Here is a 24,314-nt window from a genome sequence, read left to right on the forward strand (position 1 = left end):
GGGTGTGCGTCGAGGAGAAGAGGAACAGCAGCTATGCCGATTGCTTCAGAGCCGGTGCCCGATTACGCCGCATGGCGCAAGGGCGTGGCGGGGGTACTGGCGAAGGCCCGCAGGGTCGACGTCGCCGAACTTCCGGAGGAGCCAGAAAAGCTGCTCGAGGAGCAGACCTACGACGGTCTGACCATCGCCCCGCTGTACACCCGCGGGGATGAACGGCCCGAACTGCCGCTGCCGGGCGAATATCCCTTCGTCCGTGGCCGGGACGCCACCAGAGATGTCCACCGCGGTTGGTATGTCAGCGCTTTCATCGGCGCGGCCGACGGCGCCGCGGCGAATCGGGAGATCCTGGCCGCGCTGGAGAACGGGATCAGTGCGCTGTGGCTCGGCGCGGGTGAGCGCGGTGTGCCGGTAGCCGAACTGCCCGCGGCACTGTCGGGTCTGCTGTTCGAACTGGCACCGCTGACACTCGCCGCCGGTGACGCGGTTTCCGCGGCGGCGCAACAGGTCTTCGCGCAGCTCGACGATTATCAGGTGGCCGACCGGACCGAAATTCGAGTCGCGCTGGGCGCGGCCCCGCTCACCAGTCGCTTCGCCGGAACCGCCGATATCGAATTGGCGGAGGCGATCGCTCTGGCCGGTCAGGCGGTACAGCGACCGGAGACCGTGCGCGCGATCACGGTGGACGGCACCGCCTTTCACGATGCGGGCGCCTCGGACGCACAGGAACTCGGAGCGGCGGTGGCCGCAGGCCTGGCCTATCTGCGCGCACTCGCCGAAGACGGCCAGGACATCGCGGATGCCTTCGAGCAGTTGGAGTTCCGCTTCGCCGCGACCGACGACCAGTTCGCCACCATCGCGAAATTCCGTGCGGCCCGCCAGCTCTGGGCCCGCGTCGCGCATGTGTGCGGCGCCCCCGCGTTCGGTGACGCGCCGCAGCACGCGGTGACCTCCGCGGCGATGATGACCCAGCGCGACCCGTGGGTGAATATGCTCCGTACCACCCTCGCGGCCTTCGGTGCGGGAGTCGGTGGAGCGGACACGGTTACGGTGCTGCCCTTCGATTCCGCGCTGCCGCCCGGCGAACTCGGCGTCTCGAAGTCATTTGCCGACCGTATGGCTCGCAATACCCAGCTGCTGCTGCTCGAGGAGTCGCATCTGGGTCATGTGCAGGATCCGGGCGCCGGTTCCTGGTACGTCGAGGATCTCACCGCCGCACTCGCCGCCAAGGCGTGGGAGTTCATGCAGGAGCTCGAGGCCGGGGGCGGTTATCTCGCCGCCCTGGACTCCGGCCTGCTCGCCGAGCGGATCGCCGCGACCCGGTCGGCCCGGGATGCCGATGTGGCACACCGCAAGACGGCGGTCACCGGTGTCAACGAATTCCCGAACCTGGCCGAACAGCCGCTGTCCGAGGCCGCCCGTCAGCCCGGACAGGTGGTTCGCTACGGCGCCGCCTTCGAGGCGCTGCGCAACCGCTCGGATGCCTACTTCGCGGCCAACGGTGCGCGACCGCGTGCGCTGCTGGTGCCGCTCGGCACGGTGGCCGAACACAATGTTCGGGTCACCTTCATCGCGAACCTGTTGGCCTCCGGCGGTATCGAATCGATCAACCCCGGTCCACTGGAAGTGGCCGGAATCGGCACGGCGGCAACCGAATCCGGTGCCGCGATCGCCGTATTATGTGGTTCGGACAAGCGTTACGCCGAGCAGGCGGGCCCGGCGGTCGAGCAGTTGCGTGCCGCCGGAATCGAGACGGTGCTGCTGGCCGGTGCGGAAAAGACCGTCGCCGACCTGACCGCCACACAGCGCCCCGACGGTTATCTCGCGGCCCGCATCGATGCGGTGGCCGCACTGTCCGACCTGCTGGAGAAGGTGGGAGCCTGATGACATTGAGTCATATCGACAAGCCGGGCGAAATCGACGAGCCCGGCGGTATCGAACACCGGATCGGCAGTTTCGCCGAGGTGCCGCTGTCCGAACGTCCGGCTGAACCCGCCGACGTCGACTCCGCACAGGTCGAGGCCTACGTGCGGGCCGCCGCCGAGGCGAACAACTACACGCCCGAACAGTTGGTGTGGTCGACGCCCGAGGGTATCGACGTGCCACCGGTTTTCACCAAGGCCGATCGCGATGCGATTGCGGCCGAAGGGTATCCGCTGGACAGCGTGCCGGGCATCGCTCCGTTCCTGCGCGGTCCGTACCCGACGATGTATGTGAACCAGCCGTGGACCATCCGCCAGTACGCGGGCTTCTCCACCGCCGCGGATTCGAATGCCTTCTACCGGCGCAATCTGCAGGCGGGACAGAAGGGTCTTTCGGTCGCCTTCGATCTGGCCACGCACCGCGGCTACGACTCCGATCACCCGCGCGTCCAGGGGGATGTCGGAATGGCCGGTGTGGCCATCGATTCCATCCTCGACATGCGTCAGCTCTTCGATCACATTCCGCTGGATCAGGTCTCGGTGTCGATGACCATGAACGGCGCGGTGCTGCCGATCCTGGCGCTGTACGTGGTCGCGGCCGAGGAGCAGGGCGTCGCACCGGAACAGCTGGCCGGAACCATTCAGAACGACATTCTGAAGGAGTTCATGGTCCGCAATACCTACATCTACCCGCCCAAGCCCTCGATGCGGATCATCTCCGATATCTTCGCCTACACCAGCGCGAAGATGCCGAAGTTCAACTCGATCTCCATCTCCGGCTACCACATCCAGGAGGCCGGAGCCACCGCCGACCTGGAGTTGGCCTACACCCTCGCCGACGGTGTCGAGTACATCCGCGCGGGTATCGCCGCGGGCATGGAGGTCGACAAGTTCGCGCCGCGCCTGTCGTTTTTCTGGGCCATCGGCATGAACTTCTTCATGGAGGTCGCCAAACTCCGTGCGGGACGGCTGCTCTGGAGCGAGCTGGTGGCGAAGTTCGAGCCCAAGAGCGCGAAATCGCTATCGCTGCGGACGCATTCGCAGACCTCGGGTTGGTCGCTGACCGCGCAGGACGCCTACAACAATGTGGCGCGCACCTGCATCGAGGCGATGGCCGCGACCCAGGGGCACACCCAGTCGCTGCACACCAACGCCCTCGACGAGGCACTGGCCCTGCCGACGGACTTCTCCGCCCGCATCGCCCGCAATACCCAGCTGCTGATCCAGCAGGAGTCCAACACCACGCGGCCGATCGACCCATGGGGCGGTTCATACTACGTGGAATGGCTCACCCATCAGCTGGCCAACCGCGCTCGCGCGCATATCGCCGAGGTCGAGGCGCACGGCGGTATGGCACAGGCGATCGGCGAGGGCATCCCGAAGCTGCGCATCGAGGAGGCCGCCGCCCGCACACAGGCCCGCATCGATACCGGTCAGCAGCCGGTGATCGGCGTGAACAAGTACCAGGTCGAAGAGGATCAGCAGGTCGAGGTCCTCAAGGTCGAGAATTCCCGGGTGCGCGCCGAGCAGATCGAGAAGCTGAACCGGCTTCGCGCCGAACGCGATTCGGCTGAGGTGGAACGGGCATTGGCCGAATTGACCCGGGCGGCGGCCTCTTCGGAGGGCGGCATGGAGAACAACCTGCTGGCACTGGCCATCGACGCCGCCCGCGCCAAGGCCACCGTCGGTGAGATCTCCGATGCGCTGGAAAAGGTATACGGCCGCCACCAGGCCGAGATCCGTACGCTCTCCGGTGTGTACCGCGACGAGGCCGGAAAGGTGACCAATATCAGCAAGGCGAGCGAACTCGTCGAGGAATTCGCCGAGGCGGAGGGTCGGCGCCCGCGCATCCTCGTCGCCAAGATGGGCCAGGACGGACACGACCGAGGTCAGAAGGTGATCGCCACGGCCTTCGCCGACCTCGGCTTCGACGTCGATGTGGGCCCGCTGTTCCAGACCCCGGAAGAGGTGGCGCAGCAGGCGGCCGATAACGACGTGCACGTCGTCGGTGTGTCCTCGCTGGCGGCGGGCCACCTCACGCTGGTGCCCGCGCTGCGGCAGGCACTGGCCGATGTCGGGCGACCCGACATCATGGTCATCGTCGGCGGCGTCATCCCGCCCGGTGACTTCGAGGAGCTGTATGCGGCGGGTGCGGCGGCGATCTTCCCGCCCGGCACCGTGATCGCCGATGCGGCAATCGATCTGCTGAAGAAGTTGGCGGGCGAACTCGGTCACGAGATCGGCGGCGGCAGCGGCGAATGAATCGAGCATCGCGCGACGATTCGAGCAGCGGTGGTGGTCGGGCGGCGGGTGCCAAGCGCGTCATCGATGTGGACGCACTCGCGCAGGCGGTTCGCTCCCAGGAGCGGGCCGCCTTGGCGCGGGCCATCACCCTGGTCGAGTCGACCAGGGCCGACCATCGGGAGCTGGCGCAGCAACTGCTGTTGAAATTGACCCCGCCCACCGATACGGTCACCTCGAATCGTGTCGGTATCACCGGTGTTCCCGGCGTCGGCAAGTCGACGTTCATCGATGCGCTCGGCATGGATCTGATCGGCAAGGGGCATCGGGTCGCGGTGCTGGCCGTCGACCCGTCCTCCACCCGCACCGGCGGCTCCATCCTGGGTGACAAGACCCGCATGGCGCGACTGTCATTGGAGCGCAACGCCTATATCCGTCCCTCGCCGACCGCGGGCACTCTCGGTGGAGTAGCCAAGGCGACCCGCGAGACCATCGTGCTGTTGGAGGCCGCGGGCTACGACGTGATCCTGGTGGAGACCGTCGGCGTCGGCCAGTCCGAGGTGACGGTGGCGAATATGGTCGACGTGTTCTGTTTCCTGACCCTGGCCCGCACCGGAGATCAGTTGCAGGGCATCAAGAAGGGCGTCCTGGAACTCGCGGACCTGGTCGCGGTGAACAAGGCCGACGGCAAGCACGAGATCGAGGCCAAGGCCGCGGCCCGCGAATTGGCCGGGGCGCTACGCCTCATCCATCCGCACGACGCGCTCTGGCGCCCGCCGGTGCTCACCATGAGCGGCCTCGAAGGCCATGGGCTGGAGAAGTTCTGGAATACCGTCCTCGAACACCGCCGGGTGCTCACCGAGGCGGGTGAATTCGCCGAAAAGCGCCGCCGCCAACAGGTCGACTGGACCTGGACCATGGTGCACGACCAACTGCTGCGCCGCCTCGCGGAGAACCCGAACGTCAAAGCCATTCGCGCACAAGTGGAAAAGCAGGTGCGCGAGGGCACATTGACCGCCGCACTTGCCGCCGAACAGCTTCTCGACGCCTTCGACAGCTGAGGTCGTGGCAACTCGGCTCCGGTGCGTTATGTAATTGCGAAGAGCCGCGCGGCATTTCGATAGCAGACCTGCCGCAGCCAGGAATCACCCAGCTCCAAGCGTTCCAGCGCGAAGATCGAATGTCCGTAGGAGTAAGGGATATTCGGAAAATCGCTACCGAATAGAATTCGGTCGCTCAAAGCGCGCAGCCTGCCGTGCTCGGCGGTCGGAAAGGGTGCGGTGGCCTCGGTGAAATCGGTCCACACCATCGTCGTGTCCAGGTGCACACCCGGGTATTCCTCTGCCAGATCCAGGAATTCGGAGTACTCGGGTGTGCCCATATGCGCGATGATCAGCCGCAGGCGCGGATAGCGTTGCAGCAGACCGGCAATGGGCTCCGGTCCGGTGTACTCGCCGGGCGCAGGCCCGGAGCCGCAGTGGATCAGCACCGGTATCCCGGCGTCCTCGAGCATGCCCCACACCGGATTCAGCAGCGGATCACCGGGATGGAAGTCGCCGACCTGCACATGGACCTTGAACACCCGGGCACCGCGCTCGATGGCCGCCTCCACATAACTGTCGGCGTAATGCTCGGGATAGAACGTCGCCGTGTGCAGGCAGTCCGGGGTACGTTCGGCGAAGTCGGCGCTCCATTCGTTGAGCCACGCCGCCATATCCGGCTTATGCGGATACACCAGCGAGGTGAATGCGCGAACACCGAAGTCGCGCAACGTCTTCAACCGGACCTGCTCATCATCGCGGTAGGCGATCGGCCACTCCCGGCCGACCAGCGGGCCGGCCGAATCGAAGTACGCCCACACCTTGGCCATGACCTGCTCCGGCATGAAATGGGTATGGACATCGATGATTCCGGGCAGTTCGAGCCGGGTGCGGAAATTGGTCAGATAGGTATTATCGTCGCCGATCATCGAGCAGCCTCCTGCGGATAGACCGACCGGGCGAAGTCACCGACCCTGGTGATCAATCGCTCGAAGAACACCGCCGGGTCGGTGCCGACCACGATGTCGGCGTTGGGTTCTCGGCCCCACATACCCACCCAGTCCGCCACCGTTGTGGCACGGGTGATGGCTCCGAGGAGTTCGACATCGACGGTGGCCGGGCGAGTAACGGCGAGCGCGGGATCCAGCGCGACCGCCGCCGCGAACGGATCGTGCATATGCGCGAGATAGCCCTGGTCGTAGAGCTTGTGGAAATCGAAGTAGAACCGGACCGCATCGGTGAAGTACCGCACGATCGGATTACTCGTCGCCGATCTGGCCTCCGGTGGGTCGGTCTCCGAAACCAGCTCAACGGGCAGACTGCCCGCGCGTTCGGCGAGTTGAGCCACATGCTTGGGCCGCATCTCGATCGTCTCGGTGATATCGAGCGCGCACACGATGGGCCGCCGATCGGCGGGTGCGGCGGAGAAGGCGTCGAAGACCTCCTTGGCCGCCTCCGGATCCACGTGCACATTCCACTCATTGGTCGGGGTGGTGTTGCCGGGGTGATGGAAGGCTCCGCCCATGATCACCAGCCGTCGCAGCAGCAGTGGCAGCCGTGGTTCGAGGCGAAGAGCGAGCGCCAGATTCGTCAGCGGTCCCGTGCAGAGTCCGATGATCTCGCCGGGCGCCCCACGCACCAGGTCGACCCACATCTCGGCCGCCGACCGGGCCGAGATCGGCCGAGCGGATTGCGGAAGTTCCGCATAACCGACTCCCTGCGGCCCATGAGTGTCCTCGGTGGTGCGCAGCGGGATCGCGAGCGGTTCCGCGGCCCCAAGCGCGACCTCGATATCGGGTGCTCGGCACACATCCAGCCAGGCGAGGTTGTTCGCCGCCACCTGTGGTGCGGGCACATTGCCCGCGGTGGCGGCGATTCCCACGATCTCGGCCTCCGGGGAGGCGAGCAGGTAGAGCAGCGCGAGTGAGTCATCGATCCCGGTATCGACGTCCATGACGATCTTCTGCCGCACCAGTCGAGCGTAGCGAGCGGACCCGGCTGCTCAGTAGGTGGGCAGCACGTAGTCGTCGGTATTCGACATCATCCGCAGCATGACCGGACGCATCAGCCGCGAGGTCATGACCTTCATGCTCGTGCGCGCCATCCGCGCGCCGAGGCGGGAGGTGGGCAGCATCATCTTGATACCGCCACCGGGCAGCTCCTTGGCCTTGTCCAGGAACGGAGTGACGAGCTCCTCGTAACGGATCAATGCGGTCGCGAGATCATCGGGGGCGGAGGCGATTTCACCGGCCAAGACGTAGGCGCCGACGATCGCCATGGCCGTGCCCATTCCGGTCATCGGGGAGCCGCAGAAGCCGGAGTCGCCGAGCAGCGTGACCCGGCCGGTCGACAGCGACGGCATATCGACGCGGGCCAGCATGTCGAAATAGAAGTCCGGGGTCGTGGCCATCGCGTCGAGTACGGCCGGGGTCTCCCATCCGGCCTCGGCCAGCATGTCGTGGATGAGCCGCTGTTGCGCGGCCACGTCGCGGCGCAGCGCCGGATCGGCCTCGGTGCGCAATGTGATGATCGCCTTCGAAGTGGCCGGATCGGCATCCGGTCGAATCGCGACCGCGGCGCTGGGCACCATATGCATCTTGAACCAGCCCGGCTCGGTTCCAGCCGGGGTCGGGATAGTGAAGAAGGACATGTAGCCGCCGAGATAGGTGACGAACTGCTCCTCCGGTCCGAAGGCCAGCTGCCGGGTCGCCGAGTGCACACCATCCGCGCCGACGACCAGATCGAAACGCTCGGTGCGCCCTGACCCGAAGTCGACCTCGACACCGGTGGTGTCCTGGCGCAGCGCCGCGATCCATTCGCCGTAGCGATAATCGAGCTCACCCGCCGTGCTGGCCAGTTCGGTGAGCAGGACCTGATTCAAATCACCTCGGGTGATTTCGATTTCGGCCACCGGCCCCTTGCCGTCGAACATCTCCGCGGGCATCCGGGCGAACTCGCGACCATTCGCGTCGACGTATGCCATGCCGCGCTCGTCGAGCTGGTACTTGCGGATGCCCGGCATGAGGCCCATCCGCTCGGCGATCTCCCGGCTCGGACCGCGCAGATCCACAGCCTGTCCGCCGGGGCGTGGCTTCGGAGCGCGCTCGACGACGGTGGTTCGGATGCCTGCCCGCAGCAATTGCAGCGCGAGCGCATTGCCCGCGATGCCGCCGCCGCTGATCAGGATGTGGAGGGAGTTGGTGCTCATGACGTGGGCCAATCTTCCGAACGGATGTGTCAGACGAATGTCTAACACGGCGTTGGCACGTATGTCTAGTACAAATGTCTGAGCGATGTGTAAGCTGAGGTCATGGGAAACCGAGAAGATCTATTGGCGGGAGCGCGTAAGGCCATCATCGAACGTGGCGTGGCGAAGACGACCGCGCGCGATATCGCGGCGGCCGCGGGCGTCAGCCTGGCCGCGATCGGCTACCACTTCGGTTCGAAGGATCGGCTGATCACCGAGGCGCTCGCGGAGGCGCTCGGCACCGATATCGGCGACCGGATGGAAGCGCTGGTCCGCGCGGGCAGCGGGCAGCCGCCGCTGGAGGCGTTCACAGAGATGTGGAACGCGATGCCGCAGGTCTTCGAGGACAACCGGGAGGGCATGCTGGCCAGTCTGGAGAATCTGGTCCGCGTCGCGCGGACGCCGGAATCCCGGACGTTCATGGACGAAAGCCTCAACGGCGCATACGAGGACATCGCTCGAGCGCTACGGGACTCCCGTCCGGATCTGGATGCGGACACCGCGCAGGCGATCGCGGAACTGTACTTCGTACTGACCCAGGGCCTCGGCATCCTGTGGACGATCACCCACGGCGGGAACCTGCCAGACGGCGCGCGACTGGCCAAGGCCATCGCCGCCCTGGCCGGTGAGTCCTGAATCGATCGGTGCCAGCCGCCCCGAGTTCTATCGGGTGTGCAGCGGCCACACCGGCCGATCCGCGCCGTACCTCGGTGCGGGCCACGCGTAATCCGGATATTCGGCGAGCACCGGCGCCGCGGTGGTGACATTGCCGTGAGTGACCGCCGCCATCGGACTCGGCGGCGCGGCCTGCGGATGACGCGGCGAACGGCCGGGCGCGCTGAGAAGCCAGGATGCGGTGCGCGCCAACGCGACTCGGACATCGCGGCCGATGCCGTCATGTGCGCGGGCGACCAACGCGTCGATCACCCCGGCCGCGAGCAGATAGCCGGAGGCGTGGTCGAGGGCCTGCGCGGGCAGCGTCCCGGGCACCGCAGGTGCGCCCTCGACGATCGAAATGCCCGCGGCCGCCTGCACGATGCTGTCGAAACCGCGCCGCCGACCCCACGGGCCGGATTCGCCCCATGCCGAAATCCGACCGTGCACGAGGCCGGGACGACGGGCGGCGGTGAGCCCGGCGTTTTCCAGCGCGCCCGGTCGATATCCGGTGATCAGCACATCGGCGGCGGCGAGCAGCTCGTTTACCAGCGGCAGTTGCCGGTGCAGATCGAGCAGCGTGGAGCGCTTGCCCTGGCAGGTGTCGTGGTACTGCCACGTAATCTCGGGTAGGTGCGGCGGATCGATCCGCATCACCTCGGCACCGAGCAGCGCCAGGGTCCTGGTCGCGACGGGTCCGGCGATCACCCGGGTGAGATCGAGTACCCGGACCCCGCGCAACGGCTGCAATGGCGATGCGCCGATCGGCAGGCCGAGCTCGCCCCGGTCGATCCTGGTATCGATCGCCACCAGCGGACCCGATGCGGCGGCCTCGCCCTGCGGGCTCTGCGCCCACTCCTGCTCGGAACGCACCTGGACCGCGATGGCGCCGTGCGCGGCCGCATGTTCCTCGATATCGCTGGCCCGGCTCATCGCCATCTGCGCGATCGCCAGATCGACCGGGGCGTCGTCGGGCAGTCCGAGCGATGCGAGCAATCGCGCGCGATGATGCGGATAGTTGGCGTGGGTGCGGACCCAGCCGTCGAAGGTGGGAAAGAATCCGGACAGATCGGCGAATATCTTTGCGGGCGCTCCGCCCACGCGCAGCAGGCGTTCACTGCAGAAGGCGGCGGTGATCCGGATCGGATCAAGCCGGTGCAGTACCGGATTGAGGTGGTGTGCGTCGCGGATTCGATTGGCCGCCGCCGTCACCGCGGCCACCGATCCGGCGGCCAGCGCCCAAACCGGCAGCGCCGCAGCCAAACAGCTGCCCGGATCGTCGGCAGGGACGGTACCGGAGGCTGGTACACCGATTCCGGCCTCGTAGTCGCGGACCAGCTGTTCGTGCGCAATCACGAGATCGAGAGTAGTTGTTGTGCCGCAGTAGTAGGGTCGGGGCCATGACGCCGCTGCAGCGTTATATCGCCGAAGAGATTGCCACCGACCATGCCGACGGATTGATCGGCCGCCGGGAAGCACTGCGCCGACTAGGAATGCTCGGCGTCGGCGCCAGCGCGGCGGTCGCATTGCTCGCCGCCTGCTCCAGTAGCGGCGACCAGGCGAATACCGCGTCGACGGGCTCGAAACCCGGCGCGTCGTCCGCCCCGCCGGGTACCAGCGGCGCGGTCGCGGCCACCGCGATCACCTTTCCCGGACCGGGCGGTCGCCCGCTACAAGCCGCATGGGCGGCCGCGCCACAGCCGCGCGGCGGCGTGCTCGTCATCCATGAGAACAAGGGGCTCACCGACCATATCCGTTCGGTGACAGGACGTTTCGCGGGCGCCGGATACTCCGCACTCGCCGTTGACCTGCTGTCCGAACTCGGCGGTACGGCCGCCTTCACCGATCCTGCGGCGGCCACCGCCGAACTCGGCAAGATCGCGCCGGACCAGTTCATCGGCGATCTGCGGGCCGGAATCGCCGAGCTGGAACGCCGGGTGCCGGGAAAGAAGATCGGCGCCACCGGCTTCTGCTTCGGCGGCGGTCTGGTCTGGTTGCTGCTGGCCTCGGGTACGCCGGAACTCGCTGCGGCGACACCGTTTTACGGGCCCTTCCCGGAGAACGGGGATCTGTCCGGCGCGAAGGCGGCGGTGCTCGGGATCTACGCCGCCAAGGACGAGCGGGTGATCGCCTCGCGCCCCACCGCGGAGGCGGCGCTGGACCGGGCAGAGCTCACCCACGAGATCTACGTCGCACCCAATGCGGACCACGCCTTCTTCAACGACACCGGACCTCGCTACAACCCGACCGCCGCCGCCGAGGCATGGCAGCGGGTTCTGGATTGGTACGGGACATATCTCGGGTGAACTTTCGATGGTGAAGGAGGCAGAGGTGGGCAAGGCCATTGCCGCGACGGACTGGCTGCGGGTGTTGCGCGCACATCCCGCGCCCGGCCATCAACTGCTGTGTTTCCCGCCCGGTGGGGGAGCGGTCACGGCATATCGGGCACTGGCCGAACGGTTCGACAACGGCATTGCCGTCGCCGCCGTGCAATATCCGGGTCGGCAGGATCGGCTCGGGGAGCCCACCATCGGCGATATGGACACCCTCGTCGATCGGATCGTGGACGAGCTGCTGAATCAGGGTCCGGTGGAACAACTTTCACTGTTCGGTCACAGCATGGGCGCGACCGTGGCCTTCGAAACCGCGCGCCGCCTGGAACGCAAAGGGCAACCGCTCACCGTGCTGTTCGTATCCGGCCGTCCCGCACCGACCTTCGTCGAGACGGGCCGCCTGCATCTCGGCTCGGATGACGATCTGATCGGTGATCTGGAGCGGCTGGCAACCGATCCCGCGTCCATCCGGATCCTGCGTGACGAACCGAGTCTCGCCGAACTGGTGCTGCCCGCGGTACGCAGCGACTACCAGGCCATCGAGACCTACCGCTACCGCCAGGGCGCCCCACTGTCGTGCGCTGTTTCGGCCCTGGTCAGTACCGAGGATCCGACAATGACGCCGGAGCAGGCCGAGCAATGGCGCGAGCACACCACCGGTTCTTTCGACCACGCGATCTTTCCCGGCGGTCACTTCTACCTGGATGACAAGGTTTCCGAGGTCGCCGACCTCATCGCCCGCACTCTCCACGCATAGCCCACCCACGACACCGCCACGCACACCGCGACCAGCCCGCGCACCAACCCCAACGCACTCTCCGGATAGATCACTCCGGTCAGATAGTGGTCGATGAACCCGCTCGGGGGCAGCCCGGCCACTCCCGCCCGATGCCGCGCCCAATTCTCCAAATACGTAAGCGGACAATCGAATCCGACCAGCACCGTACTGAATCCCCACCCGAACGCGATCAGATGCAGCCAGATGGTGCGCGGCCACCGCCACGCCAGGAACCCACCGACCACCACATACGCCACGAATACGAAATGCACCGCGGCGGTGGCATCGGCCAGCAGCCGATACACCATATGCCCAGCGTAGCGCTAGGCGTGTGCGCCCTCGGCCCGCCGGATCACCAGGGCGAGGGCTGGAAATCCTTGAGGAAGCAGCCGTAGAGGTCGGTGCCGGTTTCGCCCTGGATGATGGGGTCGTAGACGCGGGCGGCGCCGTCCACCAGGTCCAGGGGTGCGTGGAAGCCCTCTTCGGCGAGGCGGAGCTTGGTGTAATGCGGGCGCTCATCGGTGATCCAGCCGGTGTCGACGGCGGTCATGAGGATGGCGTCCTGTTCGAACATTTCGCGGGCGCTGGTGCGGGTCAACATGTTCAGCGCGGCCTTGGCCATATTCGTGTGGGGGTGGCCCGCGCCCTTGTACGCGCGGGAGAACTGACCCTCCATGGCGGAGACGTTCACGACGTATTTGCGGCGGGCCGCGGCGGCGGCCATGGCTGGGCGCAGCCGGGAAACCAGAATGAACGGCGCCACCGAATTGCACAGCTGAACCTCGAGCAGTTCCGTCGGATCCACCTCGGCGACGGTCTGCACCCAGCTGTTGGTGTGCGCCAGATCCGGCACCAGACCACCGGCGTCGATGGCGACACCGCGGGAAATGCGTTCCGGCGTGGCCGATCCCGCGACCAGGGCCAGCTCCGCCACATCGGCCGAGGACAGCGTCGGGGTCAGGGATGCGGTCAGTGCGGTGGGATGGGCCTGCATGGTCTTGCCGAAGGTCACCACATCCGGCAGCGCACCCGCGGGCAGCGGGCCGGATTCGGCCTCGACCAGCGCGCTGTACGCGCCGGGGGAGCGGCGCACGGTCTGAGCGGCATTGTTGATCAGGATATCCAGCGGTCCCTGTGCCGCGACGTCATCGGCGAGCGCGACGACCTGGGCCGGATCCCGCAGATCGATGCCGACGATGCGCAGCCGGTGCAGCCAGTCGGCGCTGTCGTCCATGGCGGCGAAGCGGCGGATCGCATCATTGGGGAAGCGGGTGGTGATGGTGGTATGCGCACCGTCGCGCAGTAGCCGCAGCGCGATATACATGCCGATCTTGGCGCGACCGCCGGTCAGCAGGGCGCGCCGTCCGGTCAGATCGGTACGAGCGTCCCGTTTCGTGTGGCTGCTGGCCGCGCAGTCCGGGCACAGCTGGTGGTAGAACGCGTCGACCCGGGTATAGCGCTGCTTGCAGATGTAGCAGGGCCGCGGCCGGATCAGTGTGCCCGCGCTCGCGCCCGCCGCATTCGAGGTCAGCGGAATGCCCGCGGTTTCGTCATCGATCCGATTCGGCGAACCGGTCGCGGTCGCCGCGACCACCGCCCGGTCCGCCTCGGCGACCGAATCCCTTGCCTCGGTGCGCCTGCGCTGCTTCAACTTCTTGAACATATGGCCGACGGCGCGCTGCACCGTGACCGACGCCGGATCGTCCTTGTCCAACTGCCCGGCCTGCTCCAGCACCCGCAGGCAGATCGCCAGCTCATCGGGGTCGATGGCGGTGCCGCTCGGCGCTGGTGCGGTAGACGTCGACGCGGTGTTCTCGACCATCGGAATGCGGGTTTATCCTTCGTGAACTGGGAGGTTGACCCAGTCATTGTCGCATTCGAATGCGGACCGGTCGGCGCGGGCGGTCCCCCGCCGACCGAATGCCACCTATTTGCGCAGCTTGCTCATCGTCGAGGTGGCCGTCTTCTTCAGCAGATCGGTGACCTCGGACGCGCTGAGGATCTTGCCCGAGGACTTCGACGAACTGGACGAATACTGCGACCAGCTGATGTGGTAGGTGGTCCAGCCGTCGCGCATGGCCAGTGAGACATCGGCCGTCGGATCGTCCGACTTGTGCTTACCGGTGATCAGATACGCCTCGTCGCCGAATCCGGAAATCTTGTCGACCTTCGCGCCCGTGCCGTATTCGTTCTGGGTCCATGTCTCGTACGACGCGGTGAATTCTGGTCCCGGATTGGTCTGCTTGTGCACCTGCGCGCTGGTGTAGATGGCGGCGTAGTCGTACTTCTCCGTCGAACCGGACGGGGTGAAGCGGACATCGCACCCCATCGAATCGACGGCGGCGTGCTTGGAACCCTCGTGCTTCGGATAGGTTTTGCCCGAAGAATCGGTCTTCGACAGCGTGAAGCCCGCGCTGGTGTAGGGCGAGGTGTCGGTGAGATCGCAGAGGTTGTCGACATACTTGTAGCCGCGCAGATCGGCATCCTTGCTGATATCGGCCTTGCCCGCGTCGAAGGCGCCGATCGCGAACATCGCGCCCGCCCACACCGCGGAGGTGACGACGACCGCGCCGAGCGCCCAAAGCCAGCCTTTGCCACCGGATTTGGGCGGCTGCTGGTATCCGGGCGCGGGCTGGAATCCGCCGGGCTGCTGGTATCCGGACTGTTGGAAACCTGGTGCGCCCTGCGGGAATCCAGGTGCGGGCTGCTCGAATCCGGGTTGCGGGAACCCGGACTGCGAGAATCCGGGTGTGGCCTGTGGTGTTCCACCCTGCTGGAATCCGGGTGCGGCTTGCGGTGTTCCACCCTGCTGGAATCCAGGCGCGACCTGCGGTTCCACCGGTTGCGGATATCCCGGCGCGGACTGGTGATATCCGGGTTGCTGATAGCCGGTCCCCGATTGGTATCCGGCGGGTGTGGCTTGTGGAGTCCCGCCCTGCTGGAGTCCGGGCGCGCCCTGTGGTGTTCCCGGTTGCGGATATCCCGGCGCGGACTGGTGATATCCCGGTTGCTGATACCCGGTCCCGGATCCGGCGGGCGCGGCCGCCGGCTGATCGAACGGCTGCCGCACCATCGTGGGATCAGCGGGCTGCTGCTCCGCCGGGCCTTGTGGTGCCACCACTGGAACCGCGGGCTGTGATGGCAGCTGATAACCCGGCTGTCCGACCATCGTCGGATCCGATTGCGAATACTGCGGTCCCTGCTGCGGCTGTTCCTGCGCCCACCATGCGTCGTTGGGCTGATTCTGTTGTTCCCCCGGTCCGGTCATGCGCGCAAAGTACCACCCCGTCGGATTTCCCTGCCACCCAACGCTGGTGGGACCTACGCGGTCATTGCGGGATGTTGGCGTTCGCGGCGCGCAGATCCTCGACGAAGTTCGCGATGGCCTCGGCGACGAGCAGTGGCTCGGTTATCGGCAGCCAGTGATCGGCCGGAATCGGGCAGCGCCACAACCGATCCACCCATCGTGCGCTGCCGTAGTAGAGGAACGGCGGCACCAGCACGTCGGTGGTATCCACGACGAGCTGCACCGGCACCGCGGTGGTGCGCTCGCGCGGCCGCAGCAGATGATGCGGCAGATTGGCCACGGCGATCCGTGCGCCAGCGGCCAGATCCGCGCGCCAGGTCGGGGCGATCGGCGCGTACGCGCGGGCGACACCGCCGAGCTGTTCGATCAACCAGGTACGCACCCGTGGCGGATAGGCGATCCGTCGCGCCGCGGTCTGGGCCGTTCCAACCCCGTGTCGCCAGAATTTCCGGTCGGCGATCAGCTCCAGCGCTCGGCGCGGTTGGCTTGCCAACTCGCGCAGTGTCATCCCGACGTGATCGAGATTCGGACCCGCGACGGCGGTGAACGAGGCGATCCGGGTATTGGCGCGCGGATCGCAGACCGCCTCCCACATTTGCACCGCACCCCAGCCGTGTCCGCAGACGTGCACCGGCCGCTTCGGGCTGATCGCATCGATCAACGCGAAGAAATCATCGGCCAGGTGATCGAGTCGATAGTCCTGCGGCACACCGGGTTTCGTCGATTCACCATGTCCGCGCACATCGTAGGCGATGACCCGAAAGCCGTCGGCAAGCAGCGTCGCCACCGCGGACCAGACCAGATGGGTGTCGGACAGGCCGTGCACCAAGACGAGCGGTTCGGCACCGCGCTCGCCCCATTCGAACACGGCCAGCTCACCATTCGCACCAGCCACCGTGGACCGGCGGTGTGGTTGCTGGATGCCGGTCGGGTCGGGGGAGTCGAGCTGTTCGGTCATCTGCTTGCCTCGATCGATGCGCTGGGTGCTGCGTGTACCGCCGGTACGTGCTCCGATACTGACAGTACGTATTACCCGAATCAATGGGTCGAAACCGCCACCCGCTATGAGGTCGGTCACCCACATTCGAGGGCCGTCTCGGTTGGACAGGGCGTACCGCCGGTACGTGTAGGCTCCGGACCATGCCCCGTTCGGACAGATCTCCCAGATCGACGCCGCGGACGATCACCCGCGAGGGGATCGTCGACGCCGCCATTCGGGTGATCGACCGGGACGGTCCGCGCCCGAGCATGGACGACATCGCCCGCGAGGCCGGGATCACCAAACCGCGCCTGTACCGCCAGTTCGCCGATAAGGCCGATCTCTATACCGAAATCGGCGACCGGATGGCCGGATCGGTCGCGGCCGGTGCGGGCAACGATCTGACGCTGATGCTGCAACCGCCACGGGTCGCGCTGCGCCGCGTGCTCACCGGTTATGCCGACAGCATTCTCCGGCACCCCAACGTTTTTCGCTTCCTCGGGCAGGCACACGTCACCCAGCAGGCGGACGGTTCGGTACCGCAATTCGATCTCGGCCGCGCGGCCGCCGGCCGAGTCGCCCGGCAGGCGCGTGAGATCGCCGAATCCATTCCGATCGATGCCACCGGCATCGACTATCTGGCCCGCGCGGTCGTCGGCGTCGTCGCCGCGATCACCGATCTGTGGCTGGGTGACGCGGATCCCCGCCATCCGGATGGCACGGCCGAATTCATCGACCAGGCAACCGAATTCGTCTGGGGTCTGATCGATGGATTCCTGCGGCGCCAGGGCATCTCAGCCGATCCGGACACCCCGATCTTCACCTCGCTCGCAGCTGTCAACCAGGCCCAGCGGCCGACCGGCTGAAGGTCGGTCATTTTTTCTTCGACTTGTTCGGCTTCTTCTTTGTCTTCGGCTTGTCATGGTCGGGCTCCCACTCGTAGCCCGCCAGATTCTGCTCGCAGCGCCAGTTTTCGACTACAGCATCATCTTGGTCTCGTTCGCACCAGCGTTCCGTCTTACCGCACGCGGTCAGGCCGAGACCGGCGGCTACCGCGATTGCTACGGTGATCCCGGTAGCGCGAAATCGAGTGTTGTGCATTGGGGTTTCTCCGTTTTCGGTGGCTGCGTGCAGGTGCCAGTCCTCATCGGTGATCTCGGCGACGGTCGCCAGGGAGGTGCGGACGTCGGCGAGGGTACTCGTGGTCGCCCGCACGCAGAAGCCCTGCGGGGGCCTGGATTCGACCTGTTCCCATCTCCCCGATTGTCGAGTTAGCCCAGGACATAGGGAGTCGTCGCTCGGGGATCGTCGCGTTGGGCGAAGAATTCGCCGTAACTGCCGAACCAGTCGCGGAATACGTTCTCGAAGGTGAGCTCCGGTAGCTCCGTTTCGTCCACGTATCCGGCCGAGGCCAGTTCCGGAACCATTTCGCCGCTATCGATGCGCAAGGCGAGCTCCAGCCCATGGGCCACGAAAATCAGCCATTCGGCGAGGTTCTCCGCGACCAAGGTGTTGCTGTGGTCCTCCCAGTAGTAGAAGATCCGCCCCCACGCTCCGGTTTCGGAATCGACCTCGGCGTAATAGGTTTCGGCCGCCGAATTCGTATGCAGAATCCAATAACGCTCCGGAGCATCTGTGGGACGGGGCCCGGGATCGTCATTGCGCGGGTGGTCGAATTCGATGGCGTCGTACTCGTCGAACCAGATCGCCCCGATCTCCCCGGCGATCAGCCGAATATCCGGGGGCACCTGTACTTGCCAGCCGTCCATCACCTCGTCCGCGATGCCGGGCTCCAGTCTGACCCGCCCATCCGATTCCGCCGCCACCGCGCGCAACCGCGCAACCGCCGCCCGTGCCTGCTCAATCACGATGAGCTGTGCGGCGTCGGAGCCGAAATGCTGTGTGGCTCGGTACATCGCATTTCACCGAAGCTCTTCGATCACTTTTGCGAGAGCGGTCATATGGGTCTCGGGGACGGCGTAATGCGTGACGGAATACGCCTCGCGGTAGTGCCGCAACGTATCTGCGATGCTGCGTGCGGATCCGTGCAGTACGCCGGGCAGATAACGCAATTGTGCATCGGACAGGCCAGGATTGAACATGCGCGGCAGCGACAGATCGCTGTCGCCGTGGCCTTGCACGTGCACCGCCTGTGCCATCAGCCCCAGCTCGATTTCGGAGAAACGTTCTCCGGCCGCGGCGCGGACGAACTCGACCCGGCGCGCGAGCGCGACAGTTCCGGCTTGCTCGGAATCGATATCGGTGCCGACGGGCACCCCGGCCAGCGCCACCGTGTCGGCGTGTTCGGCCGCCAGGCGCACCAGGCGGTCCCCGCGCCCGGCCACCAGCAGCGGGATACGGCGGCGGACCGGTGGTTGGTGACCGTTCGCGAACAGTGTGCGGATCTCGCCGATGGTGTCACGCAGGTAGTCGATACGCTGCCGCCCGCTCGGGAACGGCAGCCCGGCCGCCTCGAACTCGGGCTTCGCGAAATCCGGTCCGGCACCGAGTCCGAACTCGAATCGCCCATCGGTGAGCTGATCCACGCTCGCCACGTCACGAGCCAGCAGAGCAGGCCGGTAGAAGCCCGCATTCAATACCATCGTGCCGACGTGCACACGGTCCGTCGCCTCCGCCATGGTGACCAGCGTGGGGAACGGTGCGGTCATACCCAGGTGGTCGGGAACCTGGATCACGTCGTAGCCCAAGTCTTCGGCTTGCCGCGCCTTGTCTCGCCACTCGGCGCGCGAACCCGCCGCGGAGAAACCGACGGCGAACCGAAAAGGACGCGGTGTCATATCATTTCGATCTTCTTCCACACTTCGCACGGTAGTCGATCGGGTGCTCGCAGTTCACGACGGCACGCAGTGTACGACCGTGGCGGCACGGGCTACAGCGATCCCCGCCCGCTGCCGCGGTCGCCACCTTCTTCACCGTGCCTCGTGTCCGAGGGGTTTCGGCGCACTTGTTGTTGGTAGTGCTGGCACCACCAACCGACACCAGTGGGCTCTACCCGGAATTCGGGTGCGCACGGCATGGGCGTGACCAGTACGGATTTCTAGGCTCGAATCGCAAGGGAGCAACGATGACTCCCGCGCTAGAACTGGAGGAAATCACCGCTCATGAAGGTATTTCGGCGCCATTCCAGCATGAGCGCGTTATCGGGAATCGCGATGATGGCGATCCTGACCACTGCGGCATGCACGACACCCATCGCCTCGGCACCGTCCCAGGAGCTGACCGCCGCAATGGATCAGGTGGTCGAGAACGGCTTCCCCGGCGTGCAGGCGGTAATCGACGGTCCGGGCGGGCATCGCACGTTGACCGCGGGCGTTGGCGACCTGCGGACGGGTACGCCGTTCGCCGACAACGCGCAGGTGCGGATCGGCAGCAATACCAAAACATTCGTGGCGACGGTGATTCTGCAATTGGTGGCCGAAGGCAAGGTCGAACTCGACGCACCCATGGAACGGTATCTCCCAGGTGTGGTGCAGGGCACGGGGAACGACGGCAACCGGATCACCGTGCGGCAGTTGCTCCAGCACACCAGCGGTGTGCCCGACTACCTGGGGCATGGTAGCGCCGAGGGCGGTATGGAGACTACGGGCAATCAGCTGGACCCCACCTCGGATACCGTCCGCCGTCACCAGTTCGCGCCCGCTGACCTGGTCCGCATGGCCATAACGATGCCGCCGGATTTCGAACCCGGCGCGAAATCGGTCTACACCAACACCAATTACATCCTGCTCGGCATGCTCATCGAACGCGTCACCGGCCAGCCGCCCGCCGCGGAGATCACCCGCAGGATCATCGAACCACTCGATTTGCGAGCGACGTACTTCCCGGCCGACGGCGACACCGGAATCCGCGACCCACATCCGTCGGGCTACCACGAAATCGATGGTAAGCGAATAGATTTCACCGACCTGAATACCTCGTGGGCGGGAACGGCAGGCGCGATGATCTCGAACGGATCGGACCTGAATCGATTCTTCATCGCATTGTTGAGCGGAAGGCTTTTGTCCGCAGCGCAATTCGCGCAGATGCAGCGGACCGTCCCATTCGACCGCGGAGCCGGCGAGGGTTACGGACTGGGGTTGATCCGTCGCCTGGCGCCGTGTGGCAAAGAAGTCTGGGGACACGGCGGCAGTATCCCCGGCTTCGAAGTCCGCACCGGCGTCGCCGCCGACGGGACCGCGGTAGTGGTGAGCACGAACCAACTGCCCAACAGTCAAGCGGCATTCGACGCGGTCGAGAAGGTATTCGATATCGCCATCTGTAGCGGATGACCAGCGAAAACATGCGATCGAGAAATGGAGGTTCGACAGTGCTACGCAATAAGGTGACGATGGCCGTCCAGGCCGGCTTCGCCGCTCTGCTCGCGGGCACGGGACTCGCCTGCACCACCCCTACCGCCCCGAACGGTCCGGATGTGGAGCACTTCTATAGCCAATCGCTGCAATGGAAGTCGTGCGACAACCCGCGCCTGGACCAAGCGCATGCCGAATGCGCCGATGTGACTGTGCCGCTGAATTATAGTGCTCCGCAAGGCGAGACGATCACCGTGGTGATCTCACGCATGGCCGCGACCGATCCCGCGCGGCGGCACGGGGTGATGCTGTCCAACTCCGGCGGCCCCGGCGGGGAGGGGCTCGATTTCATGGTCGATGTCGGTGCGGCGATGGCCCCCGACGTACGCGCCCGCTACGACCTGATCGGCATAGACCCGCGCGGGGTTGGGCGCTCATCACCCCTCGACTGTCGATGGCCGCGCGGCTTCGGCCTGCAAGCCGCTGGCACAGACGCCACCAGCTTCGCCGAATCCGTTGCCGCACAGCACGATCTGGCCAACCGCTGCGCGGTCAACGAGGGTGAGCGACTGCGCAACTACACCACACGCAATACCGCGCGGGATATGGATGTGATCCGCGGCGCGCTCGGCGAGGAGCGGGTCAGCTACTTCGGCACCTCATATGGCACCTACCTGGGAGCGGTCTTCACCCAGATGTTTCCGGAGCGCAGCGACCGAATCATATTGGACAGCAGCGCCGATCCAGATCGGTACGGGCCCGTCGGCATGATGCAGGATATGGGTCCGGCCAATGAGGCGGCGCTGGATAGGTGGGCGGACTGGACCGCGGCGCACGAGGACGAATATCACCTGGGTGCAACCCGCCAACAGGTGCGCGAGAAGGTGCTGGAGCTGATCCGTCGCTCGGCGGCGGACCCGATCCGGTTCGGCGACTTCACCATCGACGACCACACCCTGCCGGTACTGCTGTTCATCGAACTGGACGCCCCGCGAAAGTATCCGACGCTGGCCGCCACGGTAGGTCAGCTCGCCGACGCGGCTGACGGCAAAACGGTCGAGCTCGCGCCCGAATTGCATGCGGAGCTGGCCTTCATGCTCAACGCACAACCACGCGACAATTCGGCACAGCTCGCCATCATGTGCGGCGACGTGGCAGCACCAAGGGATCCGGCTTGGTACTGGGGCAATATCGAAGCCGCCCGCGCCAGCCAACCGATATTCGGCGACTTCGTCAATAATCTGACATCGTGTGCGTTCTGGGCACCGCCCGCCGAATCGCCAACGCGGGTACGTAATTCGGTGCCGGCGCTGATCGTGCAGTCCACCGGCGACACCCGCACAACCTATCCGGGGGCCGTCGCCATGCACCGGGATCTGACCGCATCCCGCATGGTCACCCTGCAGGATGTCCCGATCCACTGGATCTTCGGGAACTACCCGAACAATTGCACATACGATCTGGTGAATACCTACCTCCGCGACGGCACGCTCCCGGCCACGGACGTGACCTGTCACGCCGAATGACTCGAAAGGGATCGCCTGAACCACAACATAGTTCGGGCGATCCCGGAGGAGCGGAATTCACGCGTTCAGATATGCGAGCACCGCGAGCACACGGCGATGACCGACATCATCGGCCGCCAATCCGAGTTTCGCGAAAATATTCCGAATATGTTTGTGCACAGCACCTTCGGTGACCACCAACCGCTCGGCAATGGTGGCATTGCTGTGCCCCTCCGCCATCAACGCGAGCACCTCCCGCTCCCGGACGGTCAACGCCGCCAACGGATCATCCGCCTTGCGCCGCACCAATAATTGCGAGATAACCTCGGGATCCATCGCGGTCCCGCCGTCGACGACGCGGCGCAGCGAATCGAGGAATCGGTCGACCTTGCCGACCCGCTCCTTGAGCAGATAGCCGACGCCACCCGCGCCGCCGCCGAGTAGTTCGGCGGCGTAGGAGTCCTCCACATACGCCGACAACACGAGCACCGCCAGGCCCGGATGCAGCTCGCGGGCGCGTACGGCCGCGCGCAGGCCGTCATCGGTGAATGTCGGCGGTAATCGTATGTCGACGACCACCGCATCCGGCCGGTCGGCGGCCACCGCGGCGAGGAAATCGTCCGCATTGTCGAAGGCCGCGGCCACCTCGATACCCGCGGTAGTCAGCAACAACACCAACCCCTCCCGGAGGAGGGTGTCATCCTCGGCGATCATGACCCGCACGGCAGCTCCACTCGCAATACAGTAGGGCCACCGACCGGGCTGGTGAGCCCCATCCGCCCGTCCAGCGCCTCGGCCCGCCGCCGGATGCCAGCCAGTCCACCGCCGTACGTCTCCCGCGCACCACCGACACCGTCATCGGTGATCACGATCGTCAACACCTCGGCGGCACCGCCGAGCACAATCGAAATGGACTGGGCTCCAGAGTGTTTGGTGGCATTCGTCAAGGCTTCGGCTATCACGAAATAGGCCGCTGCCTCGACTGCCGCCGCAAGCCTGCCCACCCGACTCGAATCCAGCACCACGGGAATGGGACTGCGCGCGGCGAGCGCGGACAGTGCGCTGGACAGTCCACGATCCGACAGCACCGGCGGATAGACACTGCGCACCACATCACGCAGCTCCGCGAGCGCGGCAGTCGCTGTGTCCTGTGCCTTGCGCACCATGCTCTGCGCCGCTTCCGGATCCTGTTCACGCAGTTGATCGGCCAACCCCAGCTGCATGATCACCGCGGCGATCCTGGCCTGCGCGCCATCGTGCAGATCGCGCTCGATCCGCCGCAGTTCGGCACCGTGCGCATCCAGCGCGGCCGCCCTGGTCGCGGTGAGCGCGGCAACCCGATGGGCCAGCAGGATATCCTCCGAGGGCGACAGCAACGTGCGGGCGGCCACGGCCTGCCAGTCCGCGATCATCGGCAGTTGCAGCGCCACCGCGGCGACCGGTACCGCGATCACCAGGCTCAGCACTGCCTTCGGCCACGAGTCGACGGTGAAACCGAAGTTGGCGACCGTGCCCGCGGGCAGCAACTGCCAATACGCCGGAATCAACAGCTGATTGACCGCGCTGACCGGCAACGCTACCGCCAGAATCGCGACATAGCTCCCGGTCACCGCATGTAGCAGCAGCCACCCGATATCGCGCCGATTGGCCGGATCGGTAAATGCCGTCCCGAGCCGCTGCCGCAGATCGCCGTCCATCGGCCGATAAACCGCCTCGATCGGCGCACCGAGTCGCCGCGCCGCCCTGCGCCGATCGGCACCGATCAGGGGCCGGATCACCCGCATCGCCTCGGGAATCGCCGGAATCCCCACACCGATCAGACTCAGCGCCGCCACGACGAGCAGACCTATCAGCGCGAACATAGCCAGGACCGATGTCGCGCCGCCGACCGCCAGATACCCGATCGCGGACGGCAGCCGTCGCACCCGGACCCGCACATATCGCACGGTCAGTACTTCCACGACATCGTCACGATGCGACCGTAGTCCACGTCGCGGCGCC

22 protein-coding genes are annotated in these 24,314 nt (G+C 66.1%); 9 read left to right on the forward strand and 13 right to left on the reverse strand.

Annotation, left to right across the window (positions count from 1 at the left end; translation table 11 throughout):
* Positions 1–33 precede the first annotated feature (33 nt).
* From ACQP1T_RS15880 to meaB, 3 genes are read left to right on the forward strand one after another with little or no spacing between them, the layout of a single operon-like run.
* Positions 34–1,881, forward strand: a complete 1,848-nt coding sequence (locus ACQP1T_RS15880) for a methylmalonyl-CoA mutase family protein (RefSeq protein WP_433761056.1) — start codon at positions 34–36, stop codon at positions 1,879–1,881.
* On the forward strand, positions 1,881–4,181 hold the full coding sequence (gene scpA / locus ACQP1T_RS15885) for a methylmalonyl-CoA mutase (RefSeq protein ID WP_433761057.1): 2,301 nt from the start codon (positions 1,881–1,883) through the stop codon (positions 4,179–4,181). Before ACQP1T_RS15880 ends, scpA begins: the two co-directional genes overlap by 1 nt.
* Positions 4,178–5,221, forward strand: a complete 1,044-nt coding sequence (gene meaB / locus ACQP1T_RS15890; RefSeq protein ID WP_433761058.1) for a methylmalonyl Co-A mutase-associated GTPase MeaB — start codon at positions 4,178–4,180, stop codon at positions 5,219–5,221. The genes scpA and meaB overlap by 4 nt, the downstream gene beginning before the upstream one ends.
* Positions 5,222–5,247: 26 nt before the next feature.
* Here meaB and ACQP1T_RS15895 read toward each other — a convergent pair whose 3' ends face one another.
* Genes ACQP1T_RS15895 through ACQP1T_RS15905 form a run of 3 tightly spaced genes read right to left on the reverse strand, consistent with a single transcriptional unit; the run spans position 5,248 to position 8,408 of the window.
* Positions 5,248–6,129 carry an amidohydrolase family protein gene (locus tag ACQP1T_RS15895; RefSeq protein ID WP_433761060.1) on the reverse strand — a complete coding sequence of 294 codons (882 nt, stop codon included), beginning with the start codon at positions 6,127–6,129 and terminating at the stop codon, positions 5,248–5,250.
* Entirely contained in the window at positions 6,126–7,154 is a 1,029-nt protein-coding gene (locus ACQP1T_RS15900) for a nucleoside hydrolase (protein ID WP_433762222.1), read from the reverse strand. The genes ACQP1T_RS15895 and ACQP1T_RS15900 overlap by 4 nt, the downstream gene beginning before the upstream one ends.
* 48 nt (positions 7,155–7,202) lie before the next feature.
* Entirely contained in the window at positions 7,203–8,408 is a 1,206-nt protein-coding gene (locus ACQP1T_RS15905; RefSeq protein ID WP_433761062.1) for an FAD-dependent monooxygenase, read from the reverse strand.
* A gap of 102 nt (positions 8,409–8,510) precedes the next feature.
* On the opposite strand from ACQP1T_RS15905, the gene ACQP1T_RS15910 reads away from it, so the two are divergent.
* Positions 8,511–9,083: a TetR family transcriptional regulator gene (locus tag ACQP1T_RS15910; RefSeq protein WP_433761063.1), complete on the forward strand. Its 573-nt coding sequence runs from the start codon at positions 8,511–8,513 to the stop codon at positions 9,081–9,083.
* A 27-nt stretch (positions 9,084–9,110) separates the two neighbouring features.
* On the opposite strand, the gene ACQP1T_RS15915 is transcribed toward ACQP1T_RS15910, so the two are convergent.
* Positions 9,111–10,457 (reverse strand): CoA transferase, encoded by a 1,347-nt coding sequence (locus tag ACQP1T_RS15915; protein WP_433761064.1) that lies wholly within the window; start codon positions 10,455–10,457, stop codon positions 9,111–9,113.
* 44 nt (positions 10,458–10,501) lie between these two features.
* Here ACQP1T_RS15915 and ACQP1T_RS15920 point away from each other — a divergent pair, with 44 nt between their 5' ends.
* Both ACQP1T_RS15920 and ACQP1T_RS15925 read left to right on the forward strand, forming a co-directional pair.
* Positions 10,502–11,407, forward strand: coding sequence for a dienelactone hydrolase family protein (locus ACQP1T_RS15920; RefSeq protein ID WP_433761066.1), 906 nt, complete (start codon positions 10,502–10,504; stop codon positions 11,405–11,407).
* 7 nt (positions 11,408–11,414) lie between these two features.
* On the forward strand, positions 11,415–12,191 hold the full coding sequence (locus tag ACQP1T_RS15925) for a thioesterase II family protein (protein ID WP_433761068.1): 777 nt from the start codon (positions 11,415–11,417) through the stop codon (positions 12,189–12,191).
* On the opposite strand, the gene ACQP1T_RS15930 is transcribed toward ACQP1T_RS15925, so the two are convergent.
* From ACQP1T_RS15930 to ACQP1T_RS15945, 4 genes are all read right to left on the reverse strand, one after another.
* Positions 12,131–12,520, reverse strand: a complete 390-nt coding sequence (locus tag ACQP1T_RS15930) for a DUF2784 domain-containing protein (RefSeq protein ID WP_433761070.1) — start codon at positions 12,518–12,520, stop codon at positions 12,131–12,133. The two genes, ACQP1T_RS15925 and ACQP1T_RS15930, sit on opposite strands and share 61 nt — an antisense overlap.
* A 44-nt stretch (positions 12,521–12,564) precedes the next feature.
* Complete coding sequence (locus ACQP1T_RS15935; RefSeq protein WP_433761071.1) at positions 12,565–14,034, reverse strand: SDR family NAD(P)-dependent oxidoreductase; 1,470 nt, start codon at positions 14,032–14,034, stop codon at positions 12,565–12,567.
* Positions 14,035–14,139: 105 nt separating this feature from the next.
* The gene (locus ACQP1T_RS15940; protein ID WP_433761073.1) at positions 14,140–15,480 is read right to left on the reverse strand and encodes a hypothetical protein; all 1,341 of its coding nucleotides are present in this window, start codon (positions 15,478–15,480) and stop codon (positions 14,140–14,142) included.
* 61 nt (positions 15,481–15,541) lie between these two features.
* Positions 15,542–16,477: an alpha/beta fold hydrolase gene (locus ACQP1T_RS15945; protein WP_433761074.1), complete on the reverse strand. Its 936-nt coding sequence runs from the start codon at positions 16,475–16,477 to the stop codon at positions 15,542–15,544.
* 182 nt (positions 16,478–16,659) lie between these two features.
* On the opposite strand from ACQP1T_RS15945, the gene ACQP1T_RS15950 reads away from it, so the two are divergent.
* Entirely contained in the window at positions 16,660–17,364 is a 705-nt protein-coding gene (locus ACQP1T_RS15950; protein WP_433761076.1) for a TetR/AcrR family transcriptional regulator, read from the forward strand.
* Positions 17,365–17,371: 7 nt separating this feature from the next.
* Here ACQP1T_RS15950 and ACQP1T_RS15955 read toward each other — a convergent pair whose 3' ends face one another.
* Genes ACQP1T_RS15955 through ACQP1T_RS15965 form a run of 3 tightly spaced genes read right to left on the reverse strand, consistent with a single transcriptional unit; the run spans position 17,372 to position 19,296 of the window.
* Entirely contained in the window at positions 17,372–17,713 is a 342-nt protein-coding gene (locus ACQP1T_RS15955) for a hypothetical protein (protein ID WP_433761079.1), read from the reverse strand.
* 56 nt (positions 17,714–17,769) lie between these two features.
* The gene (locus ACQP1T_RS15960) at positions 17,770–18,414 is read right to left on the reverse strand and encodes a hypothetical protein (protein ID WP_433761081.1); all 645 of its coding nucleotides are present in this window, start codon (positions 18,412–18,414) and stop codon (positions 17,770–17,772) included.
* 6 nt (positions 18,415–18,420) lie between these two features.
* Positions 18,421–19,296 (reverse strand): TIGR03621 family F420-dependent LLM class oxidoreductase, encoded by an 876-nt coding sequence (locus tag ACQP1T_RS15965; protein ID WP_433761083.1) that lies wholly within the window; start codon positions 19,294–19,296, stop codon positions 18,421–18,423.
* Positions 19,297–19,647: 351 nt separating this feature from the next.
* Here ACQP1T_RS15965 and ACQP1T_RS15970 point away from each other — a divergent pair, with 351 nt between their 5' ends.
* A complete protein-coding gene (locus tag ACQP1T_RS15970; RefSeq protein ID WP_433761085.1) occupies positions 19,648–20,787 on the forward strand; it encodes a serine hydrolase domain-containing protein in 1,140 nt (379 codons plus the stop codon).
* Positions 20,788–20,825: 38 nt separating this feature from the next.
* The gene (locus ACQP1T_RS15975; RefSeq protein WP_433761087.1) at positions 20,826–22,334 is read left to right on the forward strand and encodes an alpha/beta fold hydrolase; all 1,509 of its coding nucleotides are present in this window, start codon (positions 20,826–20,828) and stop codon (positions 22,332–22,334) included.
* A gap of 57 nt (positions 22,335–22,391) precedes the next feature.
* Here the strand turns inward: ACQP1T_RS15975 and ACQP1T_RS15980 are convergent, their stop codons facing one another.
* Together ACQP1T_RS15980 and ACQP1T_RS15985 are read right to left on the reverse strand one after the other, a co-directional pair.
* The gene (locus ACQP1T_RS15980; protein ID WP_433761089.1) at positions 22,392–23,036 is read right to left on the reverse strand and encodes a response regulator; all 645 of its coding nucleotides are present in this window, start codon (positions 23,034–23,036) and stop codon (positions 22,392–22,394) included.
* On the reverse strand, positions 23,024–24,274 hold the full coding sequence (locus ACQP1T_RS15985) for a sensor histidine kinase (RefSeq protein WP_433761091.1): 1,251 nt from the start codon (positions 24,272–24,274) through the stop codon (positions 23,024–23,026). The genes ACQP1T_RS15980 and ACQP1T_RS15985 overlap by 13 nt, the downstream gene beginning before the upstream one ends.
* Between the last annotated feature and the right edge of the window lie 40 nt (positions 24,275–24,314).

It is taken from the genome of Nocardia sp. CA-135398, assembly GCF_050955845.1.
In the GTDB taxonomy this organism is placed as follows: Bacteria; Actinomycetota; Actinomycetes; order Mycobacteriales; family Mycobacteriaceae; genus Nocardia.

Coding starts and splice junctions, on each gene's coding strand:
- ACQP1T_RS15880 (WP_433761056.1), top strand. CDS start 34: ATGCCGATTGCTTCAGAGCCGGTGCCCGATTACGCCGCATGGCGCAAG.
- scpA (WP_433761057.1), top strand. CDS start 1,881: ATGACATTGAGTCATATCGACAAGCCGGGCGAAATCGACGAGCCCGGC.
- meaB (WP_433761058.1), top strand. CDS start 4,178: ATGAATCGAGCATCGCGCGACGATTCGAGCAGCGGTGGTGGTCGGGCG.
- ACQP1T_RS15895 (WP_433761060.1), bottom strand. CDS start 6,129: ATGATCGGCGACGATAATACCTATCTGACCAATTTCCGCACCCGGCTC.
- ACQP1T_RS15900 (WP_433762222.1), bottom strand. CDS start 7,154: ATGGACGTCGATACCGGGATCGATGACTCACTCGCGCTGCTCTACCTG.
- ACQP1T_RS15905 (WP_433761062.1), bottom strand. CDS start 8,408: ATGAGCACCAACTCCCTCCACATCCTGATCAGCGGCGGCGGCATCGCG.
- ACQP1T_RS15910 (WP_433761063.1), top strand. CDS start 8,511: ATGGGAAACCGAGAAGATCTATTGGCGGGAGCGCGTAAGGCCATCATC.
- ACQP1T_RS15920 (WP_433761066.1), top strand. CDS start 10,502: ATGACGCCGCTGCAGCGTTATATCGCCGAAGAGATTGCCACCGACCAT.
- ACQP1T_RS15925 (WP_433761068.1), top strand. CDS start 11,415: ATGGTGAAGGAGGCAGAGGTGGGCAAGGCCATTGCCGCGACGGACTGG.
- ACQP1T_RS15930 (WP_433761070.1), bottom strand. CDS start 12,520: ATGGTGTATCGGCTGCTGGCCGATGCCACCGCCGCGGTGCATTTCGTA.
- ACQP1T_RS15935 (WP_433761071.1), bottom strand. CDS start 14,034: ATGGTCGAGAACACCGCGTCGACGTCTACCGCACCAGCGCCGAGCGGC.
- ACQP1T_RS15940 (WP_433761073.1), bottom strand. CDS start 15,480: ATGACCGGACCGGGGGAACAACAGAATCAGCCCAACGACGCATGGTGG.
- ACQP1T_RS15945 (WP_433761074.1), bottom strand. CDS start 16,477: ATGACCGAACAGCTCGACTCCCCCGACCCGACCGGCATCCAGCAACCA.
- ACQP1T_RS15950 (WP_433761076.1), top strand. CDS start 16,660: ATGCCCCGTTCGGACAGATCTCCCAGATCGACGCCGCGGACGATCACC.
- ACQP1T_RS15960 (WP_433761081.1), bottom strand. CDS start 18,414: ATGTACCGAGCCACACAGCATTTCGGCTCCGACGCCGCACAGCTCATC.
- ACQP1T_RS15965 (WP_433761083.1), bottom strand. CDS start 19,296: ATGACACCGCGTCCTTTTCGGTTCGCCGTCGGTTTCTCCGCGGCGGGT.
- ACQP1T_RS15970 (WP_433761085.1), top strand. CDS start 19,648: ATGAGCGCGTTATCGGGAATCGCGATGATGGCGATCCTGACCACTGCG.